This is a genomic window from Microbacterium lacticum (genome assembly GCF_006716815.1).
Lineage (GTDB): Bacteria > Actinomycetota > Actinomycetes > Actinomycetales > Microbacteriaceae > Microbacterium > Microbacterium lacticum.
In genome coordinates, this window is record NZ_VFPS01000002.1 from 287,743 (window position 1) to 312,946 (window position 25,204).

Sequence of the window (25,204 nt, forward strand, 5' to 3'; positions counted from 1 at the left end):
TCGACGCTACGACGGCGCGCGGATGACCCGGGCCGATGTGACGGGGAATGACAACGGGGGACGCCGCCCGTCCATTCCCTCAGGCGGCCAGCGGTACGCGCCAGGGTCGGCGCTCGGGCGGGTCGAACAGCCACCGGAGCGCCCGCCGAGCAGCGCCTCGCCGAGCCGCTCACCCACTTCGAGGACACGGATCGCCGCGCCACGGGTCACGCCCGCAATCTCCTGCACCAGCTGCACGGGAGTGCGAAACCCCTGGGTCTGCGCGAGACCGGCGTGACCGCGTTCGGGGGCTGAGCGGCGCGCGACCACCCCGGGGAGCACGGTCTCCTGGGCGCTGCCGGGGGCGCCGTCGGGAGAGGAGCAGCTGCGGTACTACACCACGATGTTCGCCGCGTGCCGGGCACGGCCCTGGGTCGGCGGGTTGATGCTGTGGGACCGGCCAGCCCGGTTGTACGCCCTGGCGGACGCGGAGTCGAACGACGACTACTGTCCGTATGGCAAACCTGCCGGTCAGTACCTCGAGAGTGCATATCGGCAATGGCAGGCGGACGCCCGGGCGGAGTGAGCGCCGCCGCGCCAAAGAAGAACCCCGCCCGAAGTCCTCCCCGGGCGGGGTTCTCTGCCGTACTGGCGGAAGTGACAGGATTTGAACCTGCGAGGCGGGTTACCCCGCCTACATGGATTCCAGCCATGCTCCTTAGGCCGCTCGGACACACTTCCAAGGGGAGATCCTATCATCGGCGGGCGGGCCGGCCGGCGCCCAAGCGCGCCACCCTCACCCCGGCAGCGGCAGTTCGCGCCCGTCATCCCAGGGCTCGGTCCAGCCGAGGGCGTCGAACAGCGCGTCCAGCAGCGCGGCCGTGAACCCCCAGACGAGATGGCCACCGACCTCGAACGCGGGGCCGCGCCACTCCTGACCGCCACGACGGATGACCGTCACGCCGCGGTTGCGCGCGTCGAGCAGATCGGCGACCGGAGCCCGGAACACGTCGGCCGACTCGGCGACGTCGACGACGCGCACGGGCGACGGATGCCGCCACCACCCCAGCACCGGCGTGACCAGATGCCCGGAGAACTCCAACGGCACCTCGGGAAGAACCCCGAGCACCTCTACGCCGGACGGGTCGAGCCCGGTCTCCTCCTCCGCCTCGCGCAGGGCCGCGCCCACGGGGCCGTCGTCGCCCGGATCGAGGCGTCCGCCGGGAAAGGCGACCTGACCCGGATGCGCGCGGAGCGTCGTCGCCCGCGCGAGCAGCAGCACATCGAGGTCGCGCGAGACCGCGGCATCCTGCGCATCGCGCAGTGCGGGCAGCGCATCGAGCACGCCGAAGAGCATGAGCACCGCGGCCGCTCGCGGCGACTCACTGGCGGGGAGCGCGCGCAGCCTGGCATTCCACGGCGAACGCGCGGCGGCGAGGGCGGCGAGCTCGGCGTGCGCGGCTCGGGGCACGCCGCTCACGAGGCGGCCGGGCGCGCGCTGACCGAAACACTCCGCTGCATGATCGGTCCTCCTCGCCGTGGTCCTCTCCACCCTCCCCGTCCGGCGCCGTCGATGTCAACCGGCCCGCCACCGCGCCCGGCCGCTACCGTGGAGGTGTGGCTCTCTCCTCACGCACCGCTCCCCGCGCACCCCGCCCCACCGTCGAGCTCGAGGTCGTCGCGGTCTCGCATCTGTCGCCCCAGCTCGTACGGGTGACGCTCGGCGGGGAGGGCTTCGCTCAGTTCGAAGACCGCCCCGAGACCGACAAGTACGTAAAGCTGAAGTTCACGACGCCGGAGCCCGAATCCCTCCCCGTCACCCGCACCTACACGGTGCGTCGGGTCGACGCCGAGGCGCGCACCCTCGACGTCGACTTCGTCGTGCACGGCGACGAAGGGCTGGCGGGACCGTGGGCGGCGCGCACGAGACCCGGCGACCGGATCAGCCTGATGGGACCGGGCGGCGGCTACTCCCCCGACCCGACGGCCGACGCACACCTGTTCGCCGGCGACCTGTCGGCGGTGCCGGCGATCGCCGCAGGGCTCGAGCGGCTCGAGGCGCTGAACCCGGATGCCCGCGGGCACGTCGTCATCGAGGTCGACAGCGAGACGGCCATCGTGCCCGTCCCCGCGCCGAACGGCGTGCGCGTCGAGTGGATCATCGATCCCGGCCACGACGTCGAGGCGCTCGCCTCCGTGCTCGGCCAGCTCGACTGGCCGGACGGCACCGTGCAGGTCTTCGCGCACGGCGAGCGCGAGTCGATGAAGGCCGTGCGACGCGTGCTGTTCGAGGAGCGCGGCCTCGACCGCGCACAGGTGTCGCTGTCGGGATACTGGGCCCGCGGGCGCACCGAGGACCGCTTCCAGGCCGAGAAGCGCGAACCCATCGGCAAGATCCTCTGACGGCGGCAGCCGTGCCCGTCTCGCCCCGCCGCATCGGCATCGTCGTGACCGACGCGTACGCCGACGAAGACCCCGATTACGACACCCCGGTGATCCTCGACGCCCTCCGCGCCCGCGGGGCCGAGGCGGAACGGGTCGTGTGGCATGACGCCGCGATCGACCTCGGCGGGTTCGACCTGCTCGTGCTCCGCTCCCCGTGGGACTACCCCGATCGCCTCCCCGAGTTCCTCGCGTGGCTCGACCGCGCCGAGCGGGCGAGCCGCGTCGTGAACGCCCCCGCGACCGTGCGCTGGAACCTCGACAAGCACTACCTCGCCGACCTCGAGCACGCCGGCGTGCGGGTCGTTCCCACCCGATACGCGACGACGATGGATGCCGCGACGGCGGCCATCGCCGAGGTCGCCGGCGCCGAGGTCCGCGCCGAGAGCCGGGGCGACGGCCGCGTCGTCGTGAAGCCGGTGGTGTCGGCCGGCGCCCGCGATACCGGGCTCTTCGAGGCATCCGACCCGCGCGCCCGGGATCTCGCCGCCCGCATCGTCGAGCGGGGTGGCGTGGCGATGGTCCAGCCCGAGGTCGCCGAGCTGTCGGCGGGGCACGAGAAGGCGCTGTATGCCATCGACGGCATTTTCACGCACGCGATCGCCAAGGGTGCGTTGCTCGAGACGGGCGGCGGTCTGCGCGGCGGCGTCTATCAGGAGAACCCCGAGCCCGTGCCGGCCACGGACGCCGAACGCGCCTTCGCCGGCGAGGTGCTCGCCGCGGTGGCATCGGTCACCGGTGAGGTCCCGCTCTATGCGCGGATCGACACCGTCGACTCGGCCGCACACGGCCTGTGCGTGCTCGAGGTCGAGCTCGTCGAACCCGCGCTCAACCTGCATGTTGCGCCGGAGGCGACGGCCGCGGTCGTCGACGCGATCCTGCGCGCATAGGCGCGCGCAGGCGCACGCAGACCCCGAGGCGTCAGTCCGCGTCGAGGCCGACCATCTCCGCGCTCCGCTGCCACAGCTTCGCCGCGAGCAGCGGGTCGGCGGCCAGCGGACTCGTGCGGGCCGGACGGTTGTTCGCGTAGTACTGGCCCGACTGCCAGTCGACACCGGGCGTGCCGATGGCGAGCCAGCCGAGCCGCGCGCCGCCGACCTCGGTCGAGGTGAGCAGCCGCGACGCGAGCGGGTTCGTGTACAGCCAGTGCCACGCCCCGCGCGCCGAGCCGGCGAAACTGCTCGCGATCGCGCCGGGGTGGAAGGCGACGGCGTTCAGGCCCTCGCCGCTGAACCGGCGCGCGAGCTCTTTGGTGAAGAGGATGTTCGCGAGTTTCGCGTTGCCGTAGGCGGTGCTCGGCGAGAAGCGGCGCTCGCCCTGCAGATCGTCGATGTCGAACCGCGAGAAGCGTTGTGCGGCGATGCTGGAGGTCTGGATGACCGAGGCGCCGCTCGCGAGGAGCCGCTCGAGCAGCAGGTTCGTGAGCAGGAACCCGCCGAGGTGGTTCACCTGGAAGGTCGTCTCGAATCCGTCGCGGGTGAGCGTGCGCCCCGCGAAGATGCCGCCGGCGTTGTTCGCGAGCACGTCGATGCGTTCATGGCGGTCGAGCAACGTCGCGGCGAGCTGCCGCACCTGGTCGAGATCGGCGTAGTCGGCGACGTGCCAGGGCGCGCCGATGCTCTCCGCGACGCCGCGGGTCTTGTCGGGATTGCGGCCGACGACGACCACGTGCTCGCCGACCGCGTGTAGCTGCCGCGCGGCGGCTGCGCCGACGCCGTCGCTCGCGCCGGTGATGACGATCGTGCGGGGCATCGTCGGGGTCACGCGCTCGCGACGGGGAGCGTCTGCAGGGCCTCGGCGATCGGGACGTCGCCCGTGTTGAAGCGCACGGAGCGCCGGATCGTCGCTGGTTCGTCGATGGATGCCGCGATGACGGCGGCCACGTCGGCGCGCGCAACCGAGCGCGAGGTGTCGGCGGTGACGTCGATGCGCCCGGTGGGCGGGTCGAGGGTGAGACTCGAGGGCGCGAGGATCGTCCAGTCGAGCGCGCTCGCGCGGAGGTGCGCGTCGGCGGCGGCCTTCGACTCGGCGTACGCGTAGAAGGAGTCGCTCGGGTCGATGCCGTGGTCTGGCCCCGCGCCGAAGTACGACACCATCAGGTAGCGCGGCACGCGGGCGGCGGCGGCGGCGTCGATCGAGCGGATCGCCGCGTCGCGGTCGACGGCGTAGGTGCGCTCGGCGGATCCGCCGCCGGCGCCGGCCGACCAGATGACGATGTCGTTGCCGCTGACGAGGCTCGTGAGCTGGTCGAGGTCGAAGCTCGCGACGTCGGCGACGAGCGGCGTCGCGCCGGTCGCGGCGACGTCGGCCTCGTGAGCGGGGTTCCGCACGACGGCGGTGACGTGGTGACCGGCGGCGACGAGCAGCGGTTCGAGCAGCAGCGCGACCTTGCCGTGACCGCCGATGAGCAGGATGCGGGCCATGGGGGCTCCTTCCGTCACCCCGAGCCTACGGCGGGTCGCCCGTCCCCGCAGGGCGTAGACAGTCGTGCCTCACCGACCCGAGCCCGGCATCAGCGGCGCAGAGTTCATGACGCGGTTGCGCATACTGACCGCGGATGCCGACTGGCTCGAGGATCTCGCCGACGCCCGCGCCGCGGCTGATCGCGACTACTGGCGATGACGCGGGCGCTGCTCGACTCTTCGCTGGTCATCGCCCTGTTCCACGAACGGCGAGTCTTCGACCTCAGTTCGTTCAGCGACCTCGCGATCAGCAGTCTCACCTATGCGGAGTTGCGGCTGGGAGTGTCGATGGCACGCACCGCCAACATCGCTCGCGGTCGTGCGAGCGCGCTCGAACAGGCGCAGGCGATCTTCGGAGAAGGGCTGCCCTTCGACGATGCCGCGGCGCAGCGCTATGGAATGATCACCACACGGGCATCCCACCGCGGAGGTGATCCGAGGGCCCACCGCACCGACCGGATGATTGCCGCGATCGCTGCGGCACGCGGTCGCGTGCTGCTGACACTCAACCCCGCGGACCTGCGCGGTCTCGATGAGATCGTCACGGTGCTCGCCCCGCCCGCGACGGGCTGATCGCGCCCTTCCTCACACCTGCGCGCGGATCGCGGGGTCGTCGACGCGCCAGTACTGCACCGACTGCAGCACCCAGAACGCGGCGAAGAGCACCAGCGCGAGCACCTCGCCGACGAACACGCCGAACAGGTGTCCGACGTGCAGCGACCCGTACAAGGGCATCCCGATCACGACGACCGCGAGGGCGATCGCCACCGCAGGAACGCGTCGCGCGCGAGCCACCAGGTGAGCCCCACCGTCGCGAGTACGACGCCGGCGATCGCGAGCGAGAGCGCGGTGCCGGGGCGGTCGACCTGACCGGCGAGCGCGAGCCCGACCGCGACGAGCACGAACACCGCGCCGACGATCAGGGAGGTGAGCACGCCGCCGTGGACCGCCGCATCGAACGATGCGGGGACGCACGATCCGCGCCCCGGCGGACAGTGCGCGTCGATGCCGGGGACCGACCCCGGCGAGATCATCGTCGGCACGATCGCGACGAGCGGCACGACGGTCGCCGCGGCGTCGAGCAGCACCCGCTCGGCGCCGCGGCCGGACAGCGCGAAGAAGCACACCGACACCGCGATCAGCGCTCCGACGGACGACGACCGCGCCGGCGATCGCCAGCCGCAGGTAGCGGTAGGTGCGCTGCAGCGAGGTCGTCGCGTCGGAGCCCGGCATGCGCGCCCGCTCAGCGCAGGAACTGCGCGGGGTCGAACTCGTCGATCGGGATGATCCGCACGCGCGGGAGCTGCGCGTCGAACGCGTGCACGTCGTATTCGAGATCGAAGAACTGGATGCCGGGGATGTCGCCGAACCCGGCGTTGCGGAACTCGGTGAAACCGAGCACGCCGAGCCGGCGTCCGTCGGCGAGCATCGCGAGGTCGTCGACGAAATCGCCGTCGTGGCTGACGAGCACAACGTCGCCCGCGCGATCGCGGAGGGTTTGGAGCGTCCGCTGGATCGCGATGTCGACGACCTTCTCGTCGGCGTCGCCCGACAGCGGGATCGGCTGGTATCCGAGCGCGAGGAGCGCCTGGATGAACGACATCGGCAGGTTGGTCGAGGCGTTCAGGAAGAACAGGCCGCGCGTCTGCTGGTTCCACTGCGCCGCGAGGAACGCGAGCATGCGGTCCCACCGCGGGCGCTCGTCGGGCTGGGGCCGGCGGCCGAGGATCGAGCTGCCGAGCGTGGCGTCGATGTTCTCGCCGTCGATGAGCACCCAGGTCGTGCGGCCGTCATCGGTCACGCTGGTCTCCTTCTCCGTGGCATCCCTGCCCCCTCATCTTAGGAGGGGTCTCCCCCACGGTGCCGCCGTACACGCTCCGCGCCTACGCTGGAAGCATGACCGGCACCGATTCCCTCGTTCTCGTGGCCAACGCCGCTGACGGCTCGATCTCGACCTTCCGCCTCGGCACGGACGGCACGGGCGGCACGGGCGGCGGCGAAGGCGACCGGCTCGAGCGACTCGCAGTCACCGAGGGCCTCACCGGATGCTCGACGTTCGTCGTCGACACGGAGCGCGACCTCGTCTACGCAGGCGTCAAGGGCGAGCCCGCGGGCATCGTCACCCTCGCGCTCGACCGCTCCTCCGGCACGCTCACCGAGCGCTCCCGCCTCGACCTGCCCGCGGGCGGCATGAACTATCTCGCGCTCGCGCGCGGCGGCTCCGTGCTGCTCGGCGCCAGCTATGGCGGCGGCTACGGCGTCGTCTGCCCCGTGGCATCCGGCTCGGTCGGCGAACCCGGCGCGCGCGTGTCGTACCCGAACCTGCACTCGGTGCTGCCGAGCCCCGACGGGCGCTTCGCCTACTTCGTCTCGCTCGGCGCCGATCTCATCGCCCAGTACGCGCTCGGCGACGACCTCGCGCTCACCCCGCTCGATCCGCCGACGGCCGCCGCCCCCACCGGCAGCGGGCCGCGTCACCTCGTGATCGACGACGAGCACGGCGCGGTGTACGTGCTGACGGAGTTCTCCGCCGAGGTGCTCCGCTACCGGCGCGACCGCGATGAGGGCGCGCTCGAGTTCAAGGAGGCGACGGCCGCCTTCGACCCCGCGGCCGGGCTCGGGCGGGGCGTGTTCGGTGCCGATCCCCTCGCGAACCACTACCTCTGGGGCGCCGACCTGCACCGTGCGGGCGACCGGCTGTGGGCGTCGGAGCGCGCCGCGAACACGCTCGGATCGCTCGCGATCGCGGGCGATGGCTCGCTCTCTCCGCCCGACCGCTTCACCGTGACCGAGCAGCAGCCACGCGGGTTCGGCGTGAGCGCCGACGGCCGGTATCTCGTCGCGGCGGGCGAGAAGTCGACCTCGGTCTCGCTCTACCGCATCGACGGCGACGCGCTGACGCTCCGGGACCGCGCCGAGACCGGCCGCGGCGCCAACTGGGTGCGCTTCGTCTGACCGCTCGCGCGGCGACGCCGACCGCTCGCGCGGCGACGCGCTCCGCTATGCGGCGACGCGCTCCGCTATGCGGCGACCTGCTCGGCCGCGGCGACGGAGCCGGTCGCGGCGCGCCGCTCGGCCACCGCGTTGACCACCCCGAACGTCAGCACGAGCACGCCGGCGACGGCCGGGACGATCATCGCGACGTGCAGCGACACCTCCTCGGCGAGCCAGCCGGTGACGGCCGACGAGAGCGCCTGCGCGAGGGTGAGCGCCGATCCGAGCAGCGTCATCGTCGTCGCGGCGCGGCCGAGCGGCGCACGCTGACCCGCGAGCGAGAACAGGGTGACGAGGGTCGGTCCGACGCCGAGCCCCATGAGCAGCAGCCAGACGATGATCGCGGCGAGCGAGTCGGCCGTCGAATAGCCGACCGAGGCCATCGTGACCACGAGGGAGAACACGATCCACCGCCGCGCCAGCGCGAACCGCGCCGGCAGCAGCACCACGCCGAGCGCGAGCACGGCCGAGCCGATCCCCATGAGGCCGTAGAGGAGCCCCGCCTGCGCCTCGTCGCCGTGCGCCTGCGCGAACGCGGTGAGCGAGGTCAGGGTCGACCCGAAGAACATGCCGACCGCGAAGGTCGCGGCGACCAGCACCAGCACCTTCGCCGAGAAGACCTCGCGCAGGGGCGCACGCTGGGCGGTGGCGTCGTCACCGACGGTGACGACTCGCGCGGTCGGGTGCAGGGCGAACGCCGTGACGAACGCGAAGCTCAGCGCCGCCGCGATCGCGATCGGCGCCCACGGCGCGATGAGGGCGGCCAGGATGCCCACGAGGAACGGCCCGATCACGAACGCGGTCTCGTCCGCGGCCGATTCGTAGGCCATGATCCGGCTCGTGGTCTGCGCGCGGCGGCCCGGTGCGAGCCGCGCCGAGATGATCGTCAGCAGGCGACTGCGCGACATCGCGGCCGCCTGCGGGGCGGTGAGCCCGATCGCGAGCGCTGCGGCGAGCAGCACGCCCTCGGGGACGTCGCTCATCACGATCAAGGGGAACACGGCGAGCAGGATGCCATTGACGAGGCCCACGGGCACGAGCACGCGGCGCTGACCGTGACGGTCGACGAGGTCGCCGATGAGGGGGCCGGCGATGACGACGCCGATGCCGACGGCGGCGGAGGTGAGGCCGCCGAGGCCCACCGATCCGGTCGCAGCGACCACGAGCATCAGCACGCCCACGGTCATCATCGCGAACGGCAGCCGCGCGATGAACGCGATGGGCCAGTAGATCCACCCGGTGTGATCGATCAGCGTCGCCTCGTCACCGCCGGTGACGGCGTCGTGCTTCAGGGTGCTTGTCACGCTCTCCTCCGGAAAAGGGCTCGTTTTCACGTGCCGCCGTTTCCCGGTTCCATCGAGCTGGTAGATGCACCTCGCCGCGCCGAAACGGCGCTGCGGAGGCATCCATTCTACCGTGGATCGACTCCCAGCGACCTGTGAGGTTCGGGAGGGACCAGAATCGATGCAGCAGATGTTGTGGGAGAAGACGCCGCTGCCGCGGCATCCACGACCTGTGCGAGCGAAGGAGACACCATGTCGAACGATGGCAGCATCACCCGGACCGCGGGCACCGAGACGGCAGTACTGGCCGGCGGCTGCTTCTGGGGGGTCGAAGACCTCATCCGGCGCCAGCCCGGCGTGCTCGACACCCGCGTCGGCTACACCGGCGGCCAGAACGACCACGCCACCTACCGCAACCACCCCGGTCACGCCGAGGCGGTCGAGATCGTGTTCGACCCGGCGAAGACCAGCTACCGCGACATCCTCGCGTTCTTCTTCCAGATCCACGACCCGTCGACCCTGAACCGGCAGGGCAACGACATCGGCACGAGCTACCGCTCCGCGATCTTCCCGCTGACGAGCGAGCAGGAGCAGGTCGCCCGCGACACGATCGCCGACGTGGATGCCTCGGGACTGTGGCCGGCCAAGGCGGTCACCACGATCGAGCCCGCCGGCCCGTTCTGGGAGGCCGAGCCCGAGCACCAGGACTACCTGCAGCGCATCCCGAACGGGTACACGTGCCACTTCCCGCGTGCCGGGTGGGTGCTCCCCGCCCGCGCCGAGGCGTGATCAGCCGGCGAAGAAGGCGGCCGCGGCGCGGCTGAGCGCGAGGAGGTCGGCCGTGCCGACGAGCTCGCGCGCGGAGTGCATCGACAGGATCGGGATGCCGACGTCGACGGTGCGCATGCCGAGCCGCGTCGCGGTGATCGGTCCGATCGTCGACCCGCACGGCACAGCGTTGTTCGAGACGAACTCCTGGCTCGTGACGCCCGCCGCGTCGCACCACCCGTGCCAGGCGGCGGCGCCGGCCGCGTCGGTCGCGTAGCGCTGGTTGGCGTTGATCTTGAGGATCGGGCCTGAGCCGAGCAGCGGCTGCACGACCGGGTCGTGCTTCTCGACGTAGTTGGGGTGCACGGAGTGGCCGACGTCGCTCGAGACGCACCACGACGCGGCGAGCGCGCGCAGCTGCTGCTCGCGATCGGCGCCGAGCCCGAGCTGGATGCGCTCGATCACGTCCGCGAGGAACGGCCCCGCGGCGCCCGAACGGGTGCCCGACCCGACCTCTTCGTGATCGAAGACGGCGAGCATCGCGATGTGCGAGGCATCCGCGTGCTCGTGTGCTTCGAGGGCGACGAGACCGGCGTGCACGGATGCCAGGTCGTCGAGCCGACCCGACGCGAAGAACGCGTCGTCCTTGCCGAACACCGCGCCGTGGGCCGCATCGGCGGTCACGATGTCGTAGCCGCGGATGCGTGCCGGATCGACGTCCGGGCCGGCGGCGGCGGCGAGTTCGGCGAGGAGGTCGGCGGATGCCGCGTTGCCGAGACCCCACACGGGCTGGGTCTGGGTCTGCTTGTGCAGCGCGAGGTGGTCGTTCGCCTCGCGGTCGAGGTGGATCGCGAGCTGCGGGAGGCGCAGGAGCGGCCCGGTCGCAGTCAGCACGCTGGATCCGTCGTCGAGCACGAGCCGCCCGGCGAGGCGCAGCTCACGGTCGAGCCATGAGTTCAGCAGCGGTCCGCCGTAGATCTCGACGCCGGCCTGCAGCCACCCGGCGCGGCCCGTCGTCGGCTGCGGCTTGAGCTTGAACCCGGGCGAATCGCTGTGCGCCCCGAAGATGTGGAACGGTGTATCGGCGGTCGCACCGCCCGGGACGACCCACGCGATCACGGCGCCGTCGCGCACGACGAGCCGGCGGTCGCCGGGAGTCACGCGCCAGGCCTCGGTCTCGTCGAGGGGCTCGAACCCGGCATCCGTCAGGCGCCGTGCGACCTCGGCCGCGGCGTGGAAACTCGACGGTGCGGCGGCGACGAACCCGGCGAGGTCGTCGGCGTGGGCGAGGGCGGCGGCAGTGACGGGGGCGGACATCCTCCCAGCGTAGTTCGCGCTCCCGCGGCGACCCTACGCTGAGAGGATGAGCGGGCGACCCGCCTCGACCGCCCGGATCCTCACCGGCGTGCTCGGCGCCGCGGCCGTCGCGCTGGGCGTGTTCCTGGCGCTCCGCCCCCTCACGACGCTGCAGGTGACGGTGTGGGCCGCCGCCGCGGCGAGCCTCGCCGCGGCGGTGCTCGTGTGGCTCTGGCCGGATGTGGGGCTGCTGCTGTTCGCCTGGGTCGTCGCCGCGGCTACACGTGGACGGAGCCGGTTGCCGCCGAGCCCGGCGCGCTGCTGCGGGTCGGCGCGTACGACGGTGAGGTCCCCGTCGGCTCGACCGCGCTCCGCATCCTGTACGCGACCGAGCGCGCCGATGGCTCGCCCGCCGTCGCCAGTGCGGTGGTGGCACTCCCCTCCGCGCCGGCCCCGAGCGGCGGCCGCACGACGCTCGCCTGGCAGCACGGCACGACCGGCGTCGCGCGCGCGTGCGCGCCCAGCCTCGAGACGAACGCGCTGTCGGAGTACGCGATCCCGGGGATCTCGCGGATGATCGACCGGTAGCCGCGCTGCAGCACGAGCATGTACGCGACGTGCACGACCGCCGAGACGCCGACGCCCCAGAGGAACCCGGCGAGGCCGGCCTTGCCGAGACCGCCGGTGAGCGGCACCACGGTCGCCCAGAGGAGGGTGCTCGCGACGGCGCCGCACCACAGGAACGGGACGCCGAGACGGCTCGTGCCGTGGGCGAGCACGTTCCAGCCGGCGTGGGCGCACGCGGCGCCGAGGACGAGGAGGAGTGCGAGCGGAGACATCAGACCCTTCGGTCCGGCGGCGGGCGCGACGGACGGGGTCCTCCGGGCTTTTGTCCTGTCAGATGACGCCCCGCACTCAGGCGGGTGCGAGACCCCGGAACCCTAGGCGCTGTCGCTGAGGAGACTATCAGCGGCGCGCGGTGACGTGCGGGCTGCGATGGGCGCGGCGGTGCGGACGCCGCCCGCGCCGTCGAGTGAGCCCCGACGGGGCGATCAGGAGCGGCACGATGCTCACGACGAGCAGCGTCACCGCGAGCGGCGGCGCCGCCGTCCACAGCAGCGAGCCGCCGACGACCATCGCGGCGAACACGACCGCGGCGATCACGAGCCGCAGCATCCCCTCGAGCCGGTCGAGGCGACGGTCGATCTCGGGAGTGTCCACCGCGAGCTCGCCCCGGTCGATCCGCGCGGCCACGTGGTCGATCTGCACCGGCAGACCCAGCACGGTCTTCGCGTACGAGAGCGCGCTCTTCGCGGCATCCGTCACCGCACCGCGGCTCTCCTCGCGCAGCAGCCGCTGGGCGAACGGCTCGACCGAGCTCCAGACGTTGAACCCCGGGTCGAGCGCGCTGCACACGCCCGAGGTGAGCGAGACCGCCCTCGTGATCAGCAGGAAGTTCTCGGGCAGCTGCACCGGCAGCTCGCGCATGGCCTCGCCGAATTCGTCGGCGAACGCGCGGAACTCGCGCGGGTCGAGGTCTTGCAGCTCGGCGAAGGCGAGCCCGCCGAACCGCGCGAACAGCTCGGTGAGCGCACGCTCGAGCTCGGTCGTGTCGGCCGAGGGCAGCAGCACCCCGATCTGCTGGATGCCCGCGACGAGACCCTTGCCGTCGCGCGCGGCGACGGCGATCACGATGCGCCGGAGCCCGGCGCGCAGCTCGGGCGGGACGTGGCCCATCATGCCGAAGTCGATGAAGGTGAGCGTCCAGGTTCGCCCGGCGGCGTCGGGCGCGTGCGGGGTGACGAAGACGTTCCCGGGGTGCGGGTCGGCGTGGAAGAAGCCCGCGCCGAACAGCTGCTCGAACATCACCTCGGCGAAGGTCTGCGCGACCTCGGCGGGGTCGATCCCGGCCGCCCGCAGCGCCGCGACGTCGTTCACCTTGATCGCCGTGACGTCGGACAGGGTCAGCACGCGGCGCGTCGTCCGCTCCCACACGACGGTCGGCCCGGCCACGCGCGCGCCGTCGGCGAACTCCAGCCCGAACCGCTCCGCCGACACGCCCTCGTGGAGATAGTCGATCTCTTCGCGGCTGGTCGCGGCGAACTCCTCGACGAGCGCCGGCACATCGACCCGCCGCGCCACGAACCCGACCGACTGAGCCGGTCGGCGATCGTCCAGAGCGCCGCGAGATCGATCTCGACGATCTCGTCGACGCCGGGCCGCTGCACCTTGACCACGACGTCACGGAACCCGACGATGCGCTCATCTTCGGCCGAGAGCCGCGCGCGGTGCGCCTGGCCGAGGGATGCCGCTGCCACCGGCACCTCGTCGAACGAGGCGTAGACGCGGCCGAGCGCCACCCCGAGCTCCGCCTCAGCGAGCGCGCGGATCTCGTCGAACGGCACCGGAGGCACCTCGTCCTGGAGCTGCTCGAGCTCGCTCGTCACCTCGGGCGGCAGCACGTCGAGCCGCGAGGAGAGGAACTGGCCGACCTTGATCATGAGGCCGCCGAGCTCGATCGCGAGTACGCGGAAGCGGCGCGAGATGCGCTGCAGCCGCGCGGTACGACCGCGCTCGGCGACCCCGGCGAAGCCGATCCGGGGCAGCACGACCTCGAACCACCACGTGGAGAGCATCACGCCGGTCGCGAACCGGACGATCCGGCGATACCGGGCGCGCGACGCCGGCATCGGTGCGGCTCAGCCCTCGGCGAGGATCGCGTACAGCTTGCGGCGTGCCTCGTCGATGATGTCGACGGCCTGCTGCACCTGCTCGGGAGTGCCCGTGCGTCCCACCTGCATCGCGGCCTGCGCGAGGTTGGCGCCCGCCTTGGGGAGCGCCCCGAAGCCCGGGCCGCTCGGACGTGCACCGTGCGAACCGGCCGCGGACTCGCCCGCGGCGCCGGTCTGCTGACCCTGCCACGGGGCGGGGCGGTCGGATGCCTCGGCGCGGCCGGCCTCGGTGATCGAGTAGGTCTTGCGCCCACCCTCCTCCTCGACCTCGACGGCGCCCTCGTCGGTGAGCAGCCGCAGCGTCGGGTACACCGAGCCCGGGCTCGGCTTCCACGAGCCGCCGGAACGCTCCTCGATCTGCTGGATGATCTGGTAGCCGTGCATCGGCTGCTCGGACAGGAGCGCGAGGATCGCGACGCGCACGTCGCCGCGGCCCATGCGGGACCCGGCCTTCTGGTCGAAGCGCTGACCGATCGACTCCTCGAAGTTCTGCTTGAGCTGGCCGAGCGTCTCGAACAGGTCGCCCATGCCGGCGGCGCCGAACACTCCGCGCCCGTCACCGCCGCCGAAACCGCCGAAGCCCTGGCCTCCGTAGCCCTGACCGCCGAACCCCTGACCACCGAATGAACTGTTCATGAGCACCCTCCCTCGAATCGTGAACGATATATAACGATATATCGTTCATGTGTCGTCGAGGCCGTGAGTTCGCCGTGAGCGTCAGCGCGCAGGCATCCCTCAGCTCGGCCGGCCGTACGCCTCGAGCCAGCGCAGCCACAGCTCGCTGATCGTCGGATAGGCGGGCACCGCGTGCCAGAGACGGTCGAGCGGCACCTCACCGACGACCGCGATGGTCGCCGCCTGCAGCATCTCCGCGACGTCGGCGCCGACGAAGGTCGCACCGATCAGCGCGCCGCGATCCTCGTCGACGACCGCCCGGGCGGTCCCGGCGTACCCGGGCGCGTGGGTGGCGGCGCCGGCGATGCCGCCGAGGTCGACGTCGAGGGTGCGGGCGCGCACCCCGGCATCCTGAGCCTGCTTCTGCGTGAGCCCGACGGACGCGACCTGCGGCTCGGTGAAGACGACCTGCGGCACCGCGGAATGGTCGGCCGTGGCGACGTGCGCACCCCACGGGCGGTCGTCGACCTCGCCGCCGGTCGCGCGGGCCGCGATCACATCCCCGGCCGCGCGCGCCTGGTACTTGCCCTGATGCGTGAGGAGTGCGCGATGGTTCACATCGCCGACCGCGTAGAGCCACGATGTCCCCGGCACCCGCAGGGTGTCGTCGACCCCGATCCACTCCCCCGCCGTGAGCGGCGTCGCGCCGGTGTCCACGGTCTCGAGGCCCAGATCGCCCGTCCGCGGCACACGGCCCGTCGCGACGAGCAGCTCGTCGGCGCGCACCTCGTCGCCGCCTTTCAGCTCGACCACGCGCGCAGCGCCGTCGCGGCGCACCGCCTGCACGTCGGTGTGCAGGCGCACGTCGACGCCCGCCGCACGGAGCTCCTGCGCGACCGCCTCGCCGGCGAACGGCTCGAACGGGCCGAGCAGCCCGGACCGCGCGATGACCGTGACGCGGGTCCCGAACGACGCGAACGCCGTCGCGAGCTCGCACGCCACGACGCCTCCGCCGAGGATCGCGAGCGAGGCGGGCACCTCGGCCACCGCGGTCGCCTCCCGGCTCATCCAGGGTTCCGCGTCGAGGAGGCCGGGGATGTCCGGCAGGAGCGCCGCCGACCCGGTGCACACCGCCACCGCGTGCCGCGCGGTGAGCACGCGCTCGGTGCCGTCCGGCGCTTCCACCCGCACCCTCCGCTCGCCGTCCAGTCGGCCGTGCCCGCGGACCAGGTCGATGCCGGCGCCGTTCAGCCAGTCGACCTGACCGGCGTCGTTCCACTCGTGCACGATCCGGTCGCGCGCGTGGAGCGTCGCGGCGACGTCGACCCCGCCGGTCACCGCGGGCGCGGCGCCCGGCACCGCCCGCGCCGCGCGGAGGGCCGCGACCGGCCGCAGCAGCGTCTTCGAGGGCATGCACGCCCAGTACGAGCACTCCCCGCCGACCAGCTCCGACTCGACGATGACGGCGGTGAGACCGCCCTGCACGGCCCGGTCGGCGACGTTCTCGCCGACAGGACCGGCGCCGATCACGATGAGGTCGTACTCCGTGGCATCCATCTGCCCAGCCTTACCCGAGTGTGACGTCCCGTGCCAGCCCCCTGTGAGAATGTCGGAGGGGTGTGGTTGGGTTGATCCCACCCGAACCGGAGGATGCATGGCGATCGAATTCCGCTCCGTCACGAAGCAGTTCCCCGACGGCACCGTGGCGGTCGACGACTTCAGTCTCGTGCTGCCCGCCCACAAGACCACCGTCTTCGTGGGCTCATCGGGGTGCGGCAAGACGACGCTGCTGCGGATGATCAATCGGCTCATCGAACCGACGAGCGGCGAGATCACGATCGACGGCGAACCCATCCAGAACCGCGACCCCGTCCGGCTGCGCCGCGGCATCGGGTACGTCATGCAGAACGCGGGGCTGCTCCCCCACTTCACCGTCATCGACAACGTCGCCACGGTGCCGCGCCTGAACGGCACGCCGAGGGCCGAGGCCCGTCGGCGCGCCCTCGAGCTGCTCGACATCGTGGGCCTCGACCGCGCGCTCGCCGACCGCTATCCCCGTCAGCTGTCCGGCGGCCAGCAGCAGCGGGTAGGCGTCGCCCGCGGGCTCGCGGCCGACCCGAACATCCTGCTGATGGACGAGCCGTTCGGCGCGGTCGACCCGATCGTCCGCAGCGAACTGCAGACCGAGACGCTCCGCCTGCAGCGCGACCTCGACAAGACGGTCGTGTTCGTCACGCACGACATCGACGAGGCGTTCCTGCTCGGCGACCAGGTCGTGATCCTCGAGAAGGGCGCCCACATCGCCCAGGTCGGCAGCCCGTCGGAGATCATCGAGAACCCGGCGACCGACTTCGTGGCCGAGTTCATCGGGGTGGAACGCGGGGCGCGTGCCCTGCACGCCAAGCGGACGGCGCGCGGCACGGTGCTCGTCGATGCCGCCGGGCGCACCCAGGGCGTGCTCGTCGACGAGGCAGCCGCTACGCCGGAGGCCGCCCCGTGACGTGGGTGCTCGACAACCTGGACCTCATCTGGTCGCTGACGCTCGACCACGTGCGCCAGAGCGTCATCGCGATCGCGCTCGGCTTCGTGATCGCCCTCCCGATCGGCTGGGCCGCCTGGCGCTACACGATCCTGCGCGGGCCCGTGCTCACGACGATCGGGCTGCTCTACACGATCCCCTCGCTGGGACTGTTCGCCCTCCTCGCCGCGGCGGGCGTGCCGCTCATCTCAGAGACGAACCTCATCGTCGCGCTCACGATCTACGGCGTCGCGATCATGACCCGATCGGTCACCGACGGCCTCGAATCGGTCGATCCCGCCACGCGCGACGCGGCCATCGCGGTCGGCTACGGGCCGTGGCGGCGCTTCTGGACGGTCGATCTGCCCCTCTCCGGCCCCGTACTGCTGGCGGGCCTGCGCGTCACCGCCACCTCGACGATCTCGCTCGCGACGGTCGGCGTGCTCATCGGGCAGTCGAACCTCGGCTACCTCTTCACCAACGGCTTCCAGCGCCGCATCGTGCCGGAGATCCTCGCCGGCGTCGTCGCGGTGGTCGTCATCGCGCTGCTCGTCGACCTGCTGCTGGTGATCGCCGGTCGCATCGCCATGCCGTGGCTGCCGCGGCGCACCCTCACCCGCCGCGAACGCTCGGCGGCCCGCGCCCGTCTAGCGGAGGGGGTCGCATGAACGTCTTCGCGGATGCCTTCGCCTGGATCTTCTCGCCCGAACGGCTCTCGGGGTCGCTCCCCCTGCCGCTCGCCGTCGGGCAGCATCTCGCCTTCACGTTCGGGGCGGTCGCGATCGCGGCGATCATCGCGATCCCGCTCGGGTGGCTCATCGGCCACACCGGCCGCGGGCGCGAGATCGCCGTCGCCCTCTCCGGCGCGGCGCGCGCGCTGCCCTCGCTCGGTCTCGTGGTGCTGCTCGTGCTCGTGCTCGGCGTCGTGCACAAGACCGAGGCGGCGATGGTGGCGTTCGTGCTGCTCGCGATCCCCTCGATCCTCGCCGGCGCCTACGCCGGGTTCGAGGCGATCGACCGCACCGTCATCGACGCGGGGCGGGCGGTCGGCATGACCGGCTGGCAGGTGCTCTGGAAGATCGAGGTGCCCCTCGGACTCCCGCTCCTGATCGGCGGGCTCCGGTCGGCGACCCTGCAGGTCGTCGCGACGGTGACCATCGCGGCCTACGTGGGGCTCGGCGGGATCGGGTTCTTCATCATCCAGGGCATCCAGCTCCGGAGCTTCCCGCAGATCCTCGGCTCCTCCCTCATCGTCGTCGTGCTCGCGCTCGCCCTCGACGGGCTGTTCGCCCTGCTCCAGCGTCTCGTCGTCCCCCGCGGGGTCGCCGGGCGCGACGCCCGCCGTCAGGGCGAACGCAGCGGTGCCCGTGCATCGGCCGTCCGCGCGGCCGCCTCCTGATCCCGCTCCACCGTCCACAGCACCCTCGCACGTCCAACGAAAGGCAGATCCCATGTCCCGCATCCGCACCCGCCTCGCCGCCGCCGTCGGCGTGGCCGCCGTCGCTGCCCTCGCCTTCTCCGGCTGCGCCTCGTCCGACCCGCTCACCGGCGGCGGCGAGAGCTCGGCCCCGGCATCCGACACCATCTTCATCGGCTCGCAGGCGTACTACTCGAACGAGATCATCGCCGAGATCTACGCGCAGGCCCTCGAGGGCGCCGGGTTCACCGTCGACCGTAAGTTCAACATCGGGCAGCGCGAGGCGATCATCCCGGCGGTGCAGGACGGGACCGTCCAGCTCACGCCCGAGTACACCGGCAACCTGCTGCAGTACTTCGACAAGACGACGACCGCGAGGACGACCGACGAGGTCTACGCGGCCCTCAAGAAGGCGCTGCCCGAGGGGCTCGCCGTGCTCGACCAGTCGCCCGCCACCGATCAGGACTCGTACAACGTGACGGCGGCGTTCGCGGCGGAGCACAACCTGAAGAGCATCGGCGACCTCGCCGGCATCTCGCCGCTCGTCTTGGGCGGTCCGCCCGAGCTGGAGCAGCGCCCGTACGGTCCGACAGGTCTCAAGGAGAAGTACGGCGTCGACGTCACCTTCCGGGCCACCGCCGACACGACGGTCGACGAACTCGTCGCCGGCAACATCCAGGTCGCGAACGTGTACAGCGCGGAGCCCGACATCAAGACGAAGAACCTGGTGACCCTCGCAGACCCGAAGGGCCTCTTCCTCGCGTCGCACGTCGTACCGCTCGTCAACGCGGCATTCCCCTCGGATGCCGCCGACGTCATCAACAAGATCAGCGCCGCATTGACTCCCGACGGTCTCGTGGCACTCAACGTGGAGTCGAAAGTCCACCAGAAGTCGTCGAAGGACATCGCCGCCGCCTGGCTGAAGGCCAACGACCTCGGCTGAGCACCGACGCGGAACGGCCGGGGGCGTGCCCCCGGCCGTTTTCGTGTGCGCTGGCCGCGGGCGGCGCGACGGTGCGAACCCGCGCGGACGCTCGCGGCCCGCAGATCAGAACGCGGCGAGGTCGGTGCGCAGCCTCGCGCCGGTGTACTCCCGGCGCAGGATGCCGCGGCGGCGCAGCACCGGCACGAGCTCGTCGAGCGTGCGGTGCACCGTCACGGGGTGCAGGTCTCCCCAGAGCAGCACCCCGTCGTTGCCCCACGTGCCGAGCTCCTCGACGAGGTCGGCGAACTCGTCGGCCGTGCCGACGAAGCCGGTGCGGTCGGCGATCCGGCCGAGCCTCGCGAGGGCCGTGAGGTGCGCACGCAGCGGCGTCGTCGCCCGGTCGCGGTCGCCGATGAGCCGGCGCAGCGAGCCCTGAGACACGTGCTCGGCGAAGAGTGCCTCGGGCAGCGGCGCGTCGAGGTCGAGCGCCGTGAGGTCGGTCTCGAGGTCGCTCGACTGCCGCTGCGCGATCTGGCGCAGCGTCGCCTCGTCGGGCTGCGCAGACGCGGCGACGAGCCGGTCGGCCTCCTCCGGCGACGACACGATCACGGGCTGGATCGCGAACATGATCGTGACGTCCGACGGGGCACGGCCGGCGGCGACGGCCGCCGCGTGGATACGGGCGCGGTACTCCCGCACGCTCCTCTCCGTGAGGGGCGCGAGCGCCAGCTGGATGTCGGAGTTCGTCCCCGCGAACGCGAGTCCCCGCCCAGACCCGCCCGGCGAGGCGATCACCGGGTCGCCGCGCTCGAACGGCACCGCGTTCAGCGGCCCGTCGAAGGCGTAGTACTCGCCGCGGTGCGCCGTGGCATCCAGTCGCGTGCCGTCGGCGTAGACGCCGGACGGGGCGTCGCGGACGAGGGCCCCCTCGCCCCACGAGCGCCAGAGGGCGCGAATGCCGCTCAGCCACTCCTCGGCGCGGTCGTACGCCGCATCGTGGCCGAGTGCCGGCGCGTCGCCGAAGTGGCGCGCGCTGCCGGTGTGCACATCCAGCAGCTCGAGACCGCCGGCGACGTCGACATCACGTGGCTGAGCCGCGACGGTCGCCCCGCGGGCACCACGACGCTGCTGCAGGATGCCCTCCTGCGGCTGCTCGTGCCGCCGTCGCAGGCGCGCGCCGCCGCCGACCTGGCCGCCGGCGACACCGGCGCCGGTGCCGGTGCCGGCGAGATCGTCGTGGAGACCGGCGGACTGCTCGACCGTCGACCGGAGCTCGCCGAGGCCTACCTGCTCGTCGGGGCGCTGGCCGAGTTCGGCGACGACGACGCCGCGCACGTGCTCGCCGAGGCCGCCGCGTCGACCCGTGGGGGCGGCGTGCTCGTGCTCGAAGACCCGCACACCGACGAGACCGACGACGAGCACGAACTCGAACACGACCTCGAGCTGCTCGCGGTGCACGGCGGCGCCCTGCGCACCGAGAGCCGGCTGGATGCCCTCGCCGAGGCGGCGGGGCTACGCCCCGGCGGGCGCGAGATCGTCGGGTGGGGGCGGGCCCTCCGCCGCTACGAGCGGGTCTGAGGGTCAGCGCGGGCGCGCGACCGGCACGCCCAGCCACTCCGCCAGGTCGCTGATCTCGGCATCCACCATCTCGCGCTCCTCGTCGTCGAGAGCGAGCCGCGGGTCGGTGACGTCGAGCTCGTGCACCGCGGTCACGACGAGGTTCTCCTTCTTCTTGTCGAGCTGCGCGTCGAGGAGGGCCGCGAAGCGGTCGCCCACGAGCACCGGGTGCACGAAGTAGCCGTAGCGGCGCTGCGCCTTCGGCTTGAACTGCTCGAGCACGAACTCGAACCCGAACAGCTCCGTCAGCCGCGGCCGGTCGAAGAGCATGCCGTCGTAGGGGTTCAGGATCGCGACGCGGCCGCCCGGGTCGTCGTCGAGGTTCGCCAGCGCGGCGGGGTCGACCCGCCACTTCCATGTCGAGCCGTCGACCGTCGCGGGCACCCCGGCGGATCCGACGGGCGTCCAGGGCGAGCGCTGCCGCGCGATCCCGGCCGCCTGCAGCCGGCGCTCCTCCAGCACGGCACCGGCCTCGTCGTAGTCGAGCACCGGCGCCTCGGCGAAGACCCGCTCGCCGACATCCCACACCCGCTGGCGGCCCTGACGGCCGACGATCGCCGTCTCGCCGAGATACGAGAGCAGCTCGAGCATGCGCGGTACCTGGTTCGATCCGTACCAGCCGGCCTCGTTCTTGTGCGCGAGCTGGCTCGTGTCGGGTATCTGCGCCGCGAGCATCGGGCCCTCGGCGCGCAGCCGGTCGAGCACGTCGGCGCGGAAGCGGGCGTTGGCCTCGAGCCACTGCGTCGCCTGCGTACGGAACACGCGTCCGCGCATGCGCGCGAGGTGCGCCGGCAGGAGCGACGCGGGGCGGAAGTGCCCGTCGAACTCGAACAGGGTCCGGTCGCGCTCGACCGAGCTCGCGAGCTGGCCCGGCTCGTAGCCCCAGCCGATGCGGCTGAACAGGATCGTCTGCTCAGACGGCGCGATCGTCGCCGTCGGGTCGATCTTGATCGCGCCGAGCTGCTCGGCCACCTCGACCACGTCGCCGGGCCGCGCGGCATCGAGCAGCTGCGCGCGCACCACGAGGCGGCGGGCGTCATCCCGGCTGAGGTGCACAGTCTCCGACACGTTCGCGAGCGTACCGCCGGGCGCCGACACGGCGCGCGGTGGGCACCGGGCGGGCGGGCGGCGAGGCGCCGCGTGCGGCCGGCGAGGATCCGATCAGCCGACGCGCTCGGCGTCGGATCCCGCGCGGACGGGCCGGCGATGCGTCCGCCGGGAGACCAGACCGGCGAGCGCACGCCAGCCGACGAGGAACACGAAGAGCACGATCGCCGCGACGACGATGAACGAGACCGCGACCCCCTGACCCGTCGCGGCGCGAAGCAGCATCCCGCCCGCCACGGTGATCGCCCACACCGGCAGGCCCGTGCGCACCGGGGCGAGCGGCGCCAGCCATGCGCGGGCGATGAGCCACCCGGCTGCGAACGCCGCGAGGAACGGCCACGCCGTGGTCCAGAGCCCCACGAGCACGTTCTCGGCGTGGCTGAGCCGCCCGGTGGCCGCGAACACGACGACGAACGCGGTGTCGACACCGAGCGCCGCCAATGCGGTGCGCGAAGAGGTCATGCCTCCAGCGTACGTCGCGCCGTCACTGCCCTCGCGTCACCGCACTGCCGTCACCGCACTGCCGTCACCGCACTGGCGTCACCGCACCGACCAGCCGCCGTCGCTCGGCAGCACCACGCCGTTGAGGTTCACGCCGTCGTCGGACAGGAGGAAGGTGATGGATGCCGCGAGCTGCTCGGCCGTCGCCAGGGTCGGGATCGACGACTGGAACGGCTGCAGGCGCGCCTGACCGGCCTCCGAGACGTGCGGCGGGAACGGGATGCCCGTCGCGACGCCGCCCGGGGCGACGGCGTTCACGCGGATGCCGTCGGGCCCGTACATGAAGGCCGCGGATCGGGTCATGCCGATGACGGCATGCTTGCTCGTCGTGTAGGCGTTGCCCGATGCCGAGCCACGCAGGCCCGCCTCCGAGGCGATGTTGACGATCGATCCGGCGCCGGCGGCGATCGTCGCGGGCAGCACCGCGCGGGTGAGCGTGAACGCGCCCGTGACGTTGACGCCCATGACGCGCTCCCACATGGCATCCGTCGTCTCGTGCAGCGGCGAGAAGTCGTCGTTGATGCCCGCGACGTTGGCGAGGCCGTCGATGCGCGCCCCCGCGGCGGCGACGATCGCGTCGACCGACTCCTGGGCCGTGATGTCGCCCGCGACCGTGACGATCTCGGCGGCGGCGCCCCGCAGGTCGGCGGCGAACGCGTCGAGCTTCTCGGCCGAGATGTCGACCGCGATCACGCGGCCTCCTTCGCGCGCGACCCGCGACGCCGTGGCCCGCCCGATGCCGCTCGCGGCGCCGGTGACGATGACGGTCTTGCCGGCGAAGCGGCCCGGCGTGACCTTCTCCACCCAGCCGGTCGGCGCCGACTCCTCGGGCGCGACCCCGCCGTTCGCCTGCAGCACGAGGTCGTCGACGACCGACTGCGGCATCTGGCCCTGGCTGAGCGCGACGAGCTGCTGCAGCGGCAGTCCGCGCAGCGGCGCGAGGGTCTCCTCCCCCGCTCCCGACGCGGCGAGCAGGCCGCGCACGAGCGGTCCGCCGACCTCGCTGTCGAGCCAGGCTCCGTCGCCGAGTTCCCGTCGCGGACGCGGCACGCGTGCAGGCCTGGATGCCGAGGCCATCGTCGCCGCGGCGCGCGGACTCGACCCCGAAGAACTCACGATGCAAGAGGTCGCGAACGCGCTCGGCGTCGACCGCAAGGCCCTCAATCACCACGTGACCGACCGTGAGAGCCTGCTCGAGCTGCTCGCGATCGACGCCTTCCGCACGCGCTTCGCCGAGGCCGACGTCGATCTCGGCGACACCTGGCAGGACGCCTGCCGCACCTACGCGGAGAACATGTGGCAAGCCTCATGGACACCGGTCAGTGGCTCGCGCACTTCCGCTTCACGACCCCGCGCGACCTCGCGATCGCGGCCCCCGCCGAGGTGATCGCCGAACGGATGCTGGCCGCCGGGTTCGACCGCGTCGTCGTGAGCCGTGCGATGCACCTGCTCGTCACCATCTGCCGCGGCTTCGCCCAGGACGCGGTCATCGGCGCCCGCGCGGGCGGGCATCCGCAGTTCGAGGACCTGCGCGCCGCGTTCGCGGCGGAGCGCCGCGGCTACCCCGCCCTCCGCCGGCTCGTCGACGCGCGCGTCGACAACAACGGCGTCGAGCAGTTCACGTTCGACATCGACGCGTTCATCGCGGCGATCGAGCGACTCGCCCCGCGCCCCGCCTGACGGGTGCGACGGCGGATCAGCCGCGGGCGAGGATCTCGCCGTGCGGCAGCAGCACCCAGCCGTCCGGGTGCTCGGCCCATTCGCGCCAGGCGGCGCTGATCCGCTCGAGCGCGGCCCGGTCGGCGATGCCGCGACCGACGACGGTCTCGGCGAACGCCGAATGCAGGGCACGATCGGCCCACATGCCGCCCCACCAGGCGCGATCCTCGGGCGTCTCGAACAGCCACACCGACGCCGTCGAGCGCACGTCGTCGAACCCGGCCTCGTGCACCCACGCCTTCAGGCGCCGGCCCGCGGCGGGCTCGCCGCTCGTCGCGCGGTGCGCCGCGAGGTACACCTCGAGCCATTCGGCGAGCCCGGGCAGCAGCGGCCACCAGATCACGCCCTCGTAGTCGACGTCGCGAGCGGCGACCACGCCGCCGGGCCGCACGACGCGACGGAACTCGCGCAGCGCGTCGACCGGCCGCCCGAGGTGCTGCAGCACCTGGTGTGCGTGCACGACGTCCCACGCATCGTCCGGCGACGACAGCGAGTAGGCGTCGTCGACGGCGAACTCGACGTTCTCGGCACCGGATGCCACGCGGTCGGCGTCGGCCTGCGCGACGACGTCCGCCGAGGCATCCACGCCGCGCACGCGCCCCGGCGCGACCCGCGCCGCGAGGTCGAGGGTGATCGTGCCGGGGCCGGCGCCCACGTCGAGCACGTCGAGCCCCGGCGCGAGCTCGGGCAGCAGGTAGGCGGCGGAGTTCTCGGCGGTGCGCCAGCGGTGCGAGCGCAGCACGCTCTCGTGGTGGCCGTGGGTGTAGGCGTCGGGCATGGCACCATCCTGGCCGAACACCGGGCGCGGGGCGGTCAGCGGGGCCGCCGC

The 25,204-nt window shown here is 72.6% G+C and carries 28 protein-coding genes, 1 tRNA gene and 2 pseudogenes; 13 read left to right on the plus strand and 18 right to left on the minus strand.

Going from position 1 to position 25,204, the window contains the following annotated elements:
• Positions 1-325: 325 nt before the first annotated feature.
• Positions 326-565, plus strand: a pseudogene (locus FHX68_RS16335) (glycoside hydrolase family 113); the annotation flags it as partial.
• A gap of 63 nt (positions 566-628) precedes the next feature.
• Here FHX68_RS16335 and FHX68_RS07105 read toward each other — a convergent pair.
• Both FHX68_RS07105 and FHX68_RS07110 read right to left on the minus strand, forming a co-directional pair.
• Positions 629-720: transfer RNA gene (locus FHX68_RS07105), tRNA-Ser, on the minus strand.
• A gap of 55 nt (positions 721-775) precedes the next feature.
• Positions 776-1,459: an NUDIX hydrolase gene (locus FHX68_RS07110; protein WP_425325859.1), complete on the minus strand. Its 684-nt coding sequence runs from the start codon at positions 1,457-1,459 to the stop codon at positions 776-778.
• Positions 1,460-1,596: 137 nt separating this feature from the next.
• Here FHX68_RS07110 and FHX68_RS07115 point away from each other — a divergent pair, with 137 nt between their 5' ends.
• Both FHX68_RS07115 and FHX68_RS07120 read left to right on the plus strand, forming a co-directional pair.
• Positions 1,597-2,382 carry a siderophore-interacting protein gene (locus FHX68_RS07115; RefSeq protein WP_141380799.1) on the plus strand — a complete coding sequence of 262 codons (786 nt, stop codon included), beginning with the start codon at positions 1,597-1,599 and terminating at the stop codon, positions 2,380-2,382.
• Between the two features lie 11 nt (positions 2,383-2,393).
• Positions 2,394-3,311, plus strand: a complete 918-nt coding sequence (locus FHX68_RS07120) for an ATP-grasp domain-containing protein (RefSeq protein WP_141380800.1) — start codon at positions 2,394-2,396, stop codon at positions 3,309-3,311.
• Between the two features lie 31 nt (positions 3,312-3,342).
• Here FHX68_RS07120 and FHX68_RS07125 read toward each other — a convergent pair whose 3' ends face one another.
• A complete protein-coding gene (locus FHX68_RS07125) occupies positions 3,343-4,173 on the minus strand; it encodes an SDR family NAD(P)-dependent oxidoreductase (protein WP_141380801.1) in 831 nt (276 codons plus the stop codon).
• An 8-nt stretch (positions 4,174-4,181) separates the two neighbouring features.
• The gene (locus FHX68_RS07130) at positions 4,182-4,844 is read right to left on the minus strand and encodes an SDR family oxidoreductase (protein WP_141380802.1); all 663 of its coding nucleotides are present in this window, start codon (positions 4,842-4,844) and stop codon (positions 4,182-4,184) included.
• A 195-nt stretch (positions 4,845-5,039) separates the two neighbouring features.
• Here FHX68_RS07130 and FHX68_RS07135 point away from each other — a divergent pair, with 195 nt between their 5' ends.
• The gene (locus FHX68_RS07135) at positions 5,040-5,456 is read left to right on the plus strand and encodes a PIN domain-containing protein (RefSeq protein ID WP_141380803.1); all 417 of its coding nucleotides are present in this window, start codon (positions 5,040-5,042) and stop codon (positions 5,454-5,456) included.
• A gap of 12 nt (positions 5,457-5,468) precedes the next feature.
• On the opposite strand, the gene FHX68_RS07140 is transcribed toward FHX68_RS07135, so the two are convergent.
• The 3 genes from FHX68_RS07140 to FHX68_RS07150 form a co-directional block, all read right to left on the minus strand.
• On the minus strand, positions 5,469-5,651 hold the full coding sequence (locus FHX68_RS07140) for a hypothetical protein (RefSeq protein ID WP_141380804.1): 183 nt from the start codon (positions 5,649-5,651) through the stop codon (positions 5,469-5,471).
• Entirely contained in the window at positions 5,624-6,016 is a 393-nt protein-coding gene (locus FHX68_RS07145; RefSeq protein WP_141380805.1) for a hypothetical protein, read from the minus strand. The genes FHX68_RS07140 and FHX68_RS07145 overlap by 28 nt, the downstream gene beginning before the upstream one ends.
• Before the next feature lie 110 nt (positions 6,017-6,126).
• Positions 6,127-6,684, minus strand: coding sequence for an NYN domain-containing protein (locus FHX68_RS07150; protein ID WP_141380806.1), 558 nt, complete (start codon positions 6,682-6,684; stop codon positions 6,127-6,129).
• A gap of 95 nt (positions 6,685-6,779) precedes the next feature.
• Between FHX68_RS07150 and FHX68_RS07155 the strand changes: the two genes are divergently transcribed.
• Positions 6,780-7,838, plus strand: coding sequence for a lactonase family protein (locus FHX68_RS07155; RefSeq protein WP_141380807.1), 1,059 nt, complete (start codon positions 6,780-6,782; stop codon positions 7,836-7,838).
• Between the two features lie 65 nt (positions 7,839-7,903).
• Here the strand turns inward: FHX68_RS07155 and FHX68_RS07160 are convergent, their stop codons facing one another.
• A complete protein-coding gene (locus FHX68_RS07160; RefSeq protein WP_229661426.1) occupies positions 7,904-9,181 on the minus strand; it encodes an MFS transporter in 1,278 nt (425 codons plus the stop codon).
• Positions 9,182-9,412: 231 nt separating this feature from the next.
• Between FHX68_RS07160 and msrA the strand changes: the two genes are divergently transcribed.
• The gene (msrA, locus tag FHX68_RS07165; protein ID WP_141380809.1) at positions 9,413-9,949 is read left to right on the plus strand and encodes a peptide-methionine (S)-S-oxide reductase MsrA; all 537 of its coding nucleotides are present in this window, start codon (positions 9,413-9,415) and stop codon (positions 9,947-9,949) included.
• Here msrA and FHX68_RS07170 read toward each other — a convergent pair whose 3' ends face one another.
• The 5 genes and pseudogenes from FHX68_RS07170 to FHX68_RS07190 form a co-directional block, all read right to left on the minus strand.
• Positions 9,950-11,245 carry a M18 family aminopeptidase gene (locus FHX68_RS07170; RefSeq protein ID WP_141380810.1) on the minus strand — a complete coding sequence of 432 codons (1,296 nt, stop codon included), beginning with the start codon at positions 11,243-11,245 and terminating at the stop codon, positions 9,950-9,952.
• Between the two features lie 257 nt (positions 11,246-11,502).
• Positions 11,503-12,063 carry a hypothetical protein gene (locus FHX68_RS07175; protein ID WP_141380811.1) on the minus strand — a complete coding sequence of 187 codons (561 nt, stop codon included), beginning with the start codon at positions 12,061-12,063 and terminating at the stop codon, positions 11,503-11,505.
• A 127-nt stretch (positions 12,064-12,190) separates the two neighbouring features.
• Positions 12,191-13,914 (minus strand): annotated as a pseudogene (locus FHX68_RS07180) (ABC1 kinase family protein).
• A gap of 9 nt (positions 13,915-13,923) precedes the next feature.
• A complete protein-coding gene (locus FHX68_RS07185) occupies positions 13,924-14,592 on the minus strand; it encodes a PadR family transcriptional regulator (RefSeq protein WP_141380812.1) in 669 nt (222 codons plus the stop codon).
• A gap of 99 nt (positions 14,593-14,691) precedes the next feature.
• The gene (locus FHX68_RS07190; RefSeq protein ID WP_141380813.1) at positions 14,692-16,128 is read right to left on the minus strand and encodes a dihydrolipoyl dehydrogenase family protein; all 1,437 of its coding nucleotides are present in this window, start codon (positions 16,126-16,128) and stop codon (positions 14,692-14,694) included.
• A 97-nt stretch (positions 16,129-16,225) separates the two neighbouring features.
• Here FHX68_RS07190 and FHX68_RS07195 point away from each other — a divergent pair, with 97 nt between their 5' ends.
• The 4 genes from FHX68_RS07195 to FHX68_RS07210 are packed head-to-tail and all read left to right on the plus strand — an operon-like array spanning position 16,226 to position 19,449.
• Entirely contained in the window at positions 16,226-17,071 is an 846-nt protein-coding gene (locus FHX68_RS07195) for an ABC transporter ATP-binding protein (protein ID WP_141380814.1), read from the plus strand.
• Positions 17,068-17,757 carry an ABC transporter permease gene (locus FHX68_RS07200; protein ID WP_141380815.1) on the plus strand — a complete coding sequence of 230 codons (690 nt, stop codon included), beginning with the start codon at positions 17,068-17,070 and terminating at the stop codon, positions 17,755-17,757. The genes FHX68_RS07195 and FHX68_RS07200 overlap by 4 nt, the downstream gene beginning before the upstream one ends.
• On the plus strand, positions 17,754-18,488 hold the full coding sequence (locus tag FHX68_RS07205; protein ID WP_141380816.1) for an ABC transporter permease: 735 nt from the start codon (positions 17,754-17,756) through the stop codon (positions 18,486-18,488). The genes FHX68_RS07200 and FHX68_RS07205 overlap by 4 nt, the downstream gene beginning before the upstream one ends.
• A gap of 52 nt (positions 18,489-18,540) precedes the next feature.
• The gene (locus FHX68_RS07210) at positions 18,541-19,449 is read left to right on the plus strand and encodes an ABC transporter substrate-binding protein (protein WP_141380817.1); all 909 of its coding nucleotides are present in this window, start codon (positions 18,541-18,543) and stop codon (positions 19,447-19,449) included.
• A gap of 105 nt (positions 19,450-19,554) precedes the next feature.
• Here the strand turns inward: FHX68_RS07210 and FHX68_RS07215 are convergent, their stop codons facing one another.
• On the minus strand, positions 19,555-20,478 hold the full coding sequence (locus FHX68_RS07215; protein ID WP_373288677.1) for an LLM class flavin-dependent oxidoreductase: 924 nt from the start codon (positions 20,476-20,478) through the stop codon (positions 19,555-19,557).
• Here FHX68_RS07215 and FHX68_RS16340 point away from each other — a divergent pair.
• Entirely contained in the window at positions 20,455-21,009 is a 555-nt protein-coding gene (locus tag FHX68_RS16340; protein WP_141380818.1) for a methyltransferase, read from the plus strand. The two genes, FHX68_RS07215 and FHX68_RS16340, sit on opposite strands and share 24 nt — an antisense overlap.
• A gap of 3 nt (positions 21,010-21,012) precedes the next feature.
• Here the strand turns inward: FHX68_RS16340 and FHX68_RS07225 are convergent, their stop codons facing one another.
• The 3 genes from FHX68_RS07225 to FHX68_RS07235 all read right to left on the minus strand — a co-directional run bounded on the left by FHX68_RS07225 (position 21,013) and on the right by FHX68_RS07235 (position 23,733).
• Positions 21,013-22,116, minus strand: a complete 1,104-nt coding sequence (locus FHX68_RS07225; RefSeq protein ID WP_229661425.1) for a DNA glycosylase AlkZ-like family protein — start codon at positions 22,114-22,116, stop codon at positions 21,013-21,015.
• A 93-nt stretch (positions 22,117-22,209) separates the two neighbouring features.
• Positions 22,210-22,617, minus strand: a complete 408-nt coding sequence (locus FHX68_RS07230) for a DUF3054 domain-containing protein (protein ID WP_141380819.1) — start codon at positions 22,615-22,617, stop codon at positions 22,210-22,212.
• A 78-nt stretch (positions 22,618-22,695) separates the two neighbouring features.
• Positions 22,696-23,733, minus strand: a complete 1,038-nt coding sequence (locus tag FHX68_RS07235) for an SDR family NAD(P)-dependent oxidoreductase (RefSeq protein ID WP_141380829.1) — start codon at positions 23,731-23,733, stop codon at positions 22,696-22,698.
• A 40-nt stretch (positions 23,734-23,773) separates the two neighbouring features.
• Between FHX68_RS07235 and FHX68_RS07240 the strand changes: the two genes are divergently transcribed.
• Both FHX68_RS07240 and FHX68_RS07245 read left to right on the plus strand, forming a co-directional pair.
• Positions 23,774-24,043: a hypothetical protein gene (locus tag FHX68_RS07240; RefSeq protein ID WP_141380820.1), complete on the plus strand. Its 270-nt coding sequence runs from the start codon at positions 23,774-23,776 to the stop codon at positions 24,041-24,043.
• Positions 23,965-24,336 (plus strand): hypothetical protein, encoded by a 372-nt coding sequence (locus FHX68_RS07245; protein ID WP_141380821.1) that lies wholly within the window; start codon positions 23,965-23,967, stop codon positions 24,334-24,336. Before FHX68_RS07240 ends, FHX68_RS07245 begins: the two co-directional genes overlap by 79 nt.
• Positions 24,337-24,352: 16 nt before the next feature.
• Here FHX68_RS07245 and FHX68_RS07250 read toward each other — a convergent pair whose 3' ends face one another.
• Complete coding sequence (locus FHX68_RS07250; protein ID WP_141380822.1) at positions 24,353-25,153, minus strand: methyltransferase domain-containing protein; 801 nt, start codon at positions 25,151-25,153, stop codon at positions 24,353-24,355.
• Positions 25,154-25,204 lie beyond the last annotated feature (51 nt).

Excerpts from the sequence above, each read along its gene's own strand:
- FHX68_RS07125 (WP_141380801.1), bottom strand. The coding sequence starts at position 4,173 with ATGCCCCGCACGATCGTCATCACCGGCGCGAGCGACGGCGTCGGCGCA.
- FHX68_RS07130 (WP_141380802.1), bottom strand. The coding sequence starts at position 4,844 with ATGGCCCGCATCCTGCTCATCGGCGGTCACGGCAAGGTCGCGCTGCTG.
- FHX68_RS07135 (WP_141380803.1), top strand. The coding sequence starts at position 5,040 with ATGACGCGGGCGCTGCTCGACTCTTCGCTGGTCATCGCCCTGTTCCAC.
- FHX68_RS07155 (WP_141380807.1), top strand. The coding sequence starts at position 6,780 with ATGACCGGCACCGATTCCCTCGTTCTCGTGGCCAACGCCGCTGACGGC.
- msrA (WP_141380809.1), top strand. The coding sequence starts at position 9,413 with ATGTCGAACGATGGCAGCATCACCCGGACCGCGGGCACCGAGACGGCA.
- FHX68_RS07170 (WP_141380810.1), bottom strand. The coding sequence starts at position 11,245 with ATGTCCGCCCCCGTCACTGCCGCCGCCCTCGCCCACGCCGACGACCTC.
- FHX68_RS07175 (WP_141380811.1), bottom strand. The coding sequence starts at position 12,063 with ATGTCTCCGCTCGCACTCCTCCTCGTCCTCGGCGCCGCGTGCGCCCAC.
- FHX68_RS07185 (WP_141380812.1), bottom strand. The coding sequence starts at position 14,592 with ATGAACAGTTCATTCGGTGGTCAGGGGTTCGGCGGTCAGGGCTACGGA.
- FHX68_RS07190 (WP_141380813.1), bottom strand. The coding sequence starts at position 16,128 with ATGGATGCCACGGAGTACGACCTCATCGTGATCGGCGCCGGTCCTGTC.
- FHX68_RS07195 (WP_141380814.1), top strand. The coding sequence starts at position 16,226 with ATGGCGATCGAATTCCGCTCCGTCACGAAGCAGTTCCCCGACGGCACC.
- FHX68_RS07205 (WP_141380816.1), top strand. The coding sequence starts at position 17,754 with ATGAACGTCTTCGCGGATGCCTTCGCCTGGATCTTCTCGCCCGAACGG.
- FHX68_RS07210 (WP_141380817.1), top strand. The coding sequence starts at position 18,541 with ATGTCCCGCATCCGCACCCGCCTCGCCGCCGCCGTCGGCGTGGCCGCC.
- FHX68_RS07230 (WP_141380819.1), bottom strand. The coding sequence starts at position 22,617 with ATGACCTCTTCGCGCACCGCATTGGCGGCGCTCGGTGTCGACACCGCG.
- FHX68_RS07235 (WP_141380829.1), bottom strand. The coding sequence starts at position 23,733 with ATGGCCTCGGCATCCAGGCCTGCACGCGTGCCGCGTCCGCGACGGGAA.
- FHX68_RS07240 (WP_141380820.1), top strand. The coding sequence starts at position 23,774 with ATGCAAGAGGTCGCGAACGCGCTCGGCGTCGACCGCAAGGCCCTCAAT.
- FHX68_RS07245 (WP_141380821.1), top strand. The coding sequence starts at position 23,965 with ATGGACACCGGTCAGTGGCTCGCGCACTTCCGCTTCACGACCCCGCGC.
- FHX68_RS07250 (WP_141380822.1), bottom strand. The coding sequence starts at position 25,153 with ATGCCCGACGCCTACACCCACGGCCACCACGAGAGCGTGCTGCGCTCG.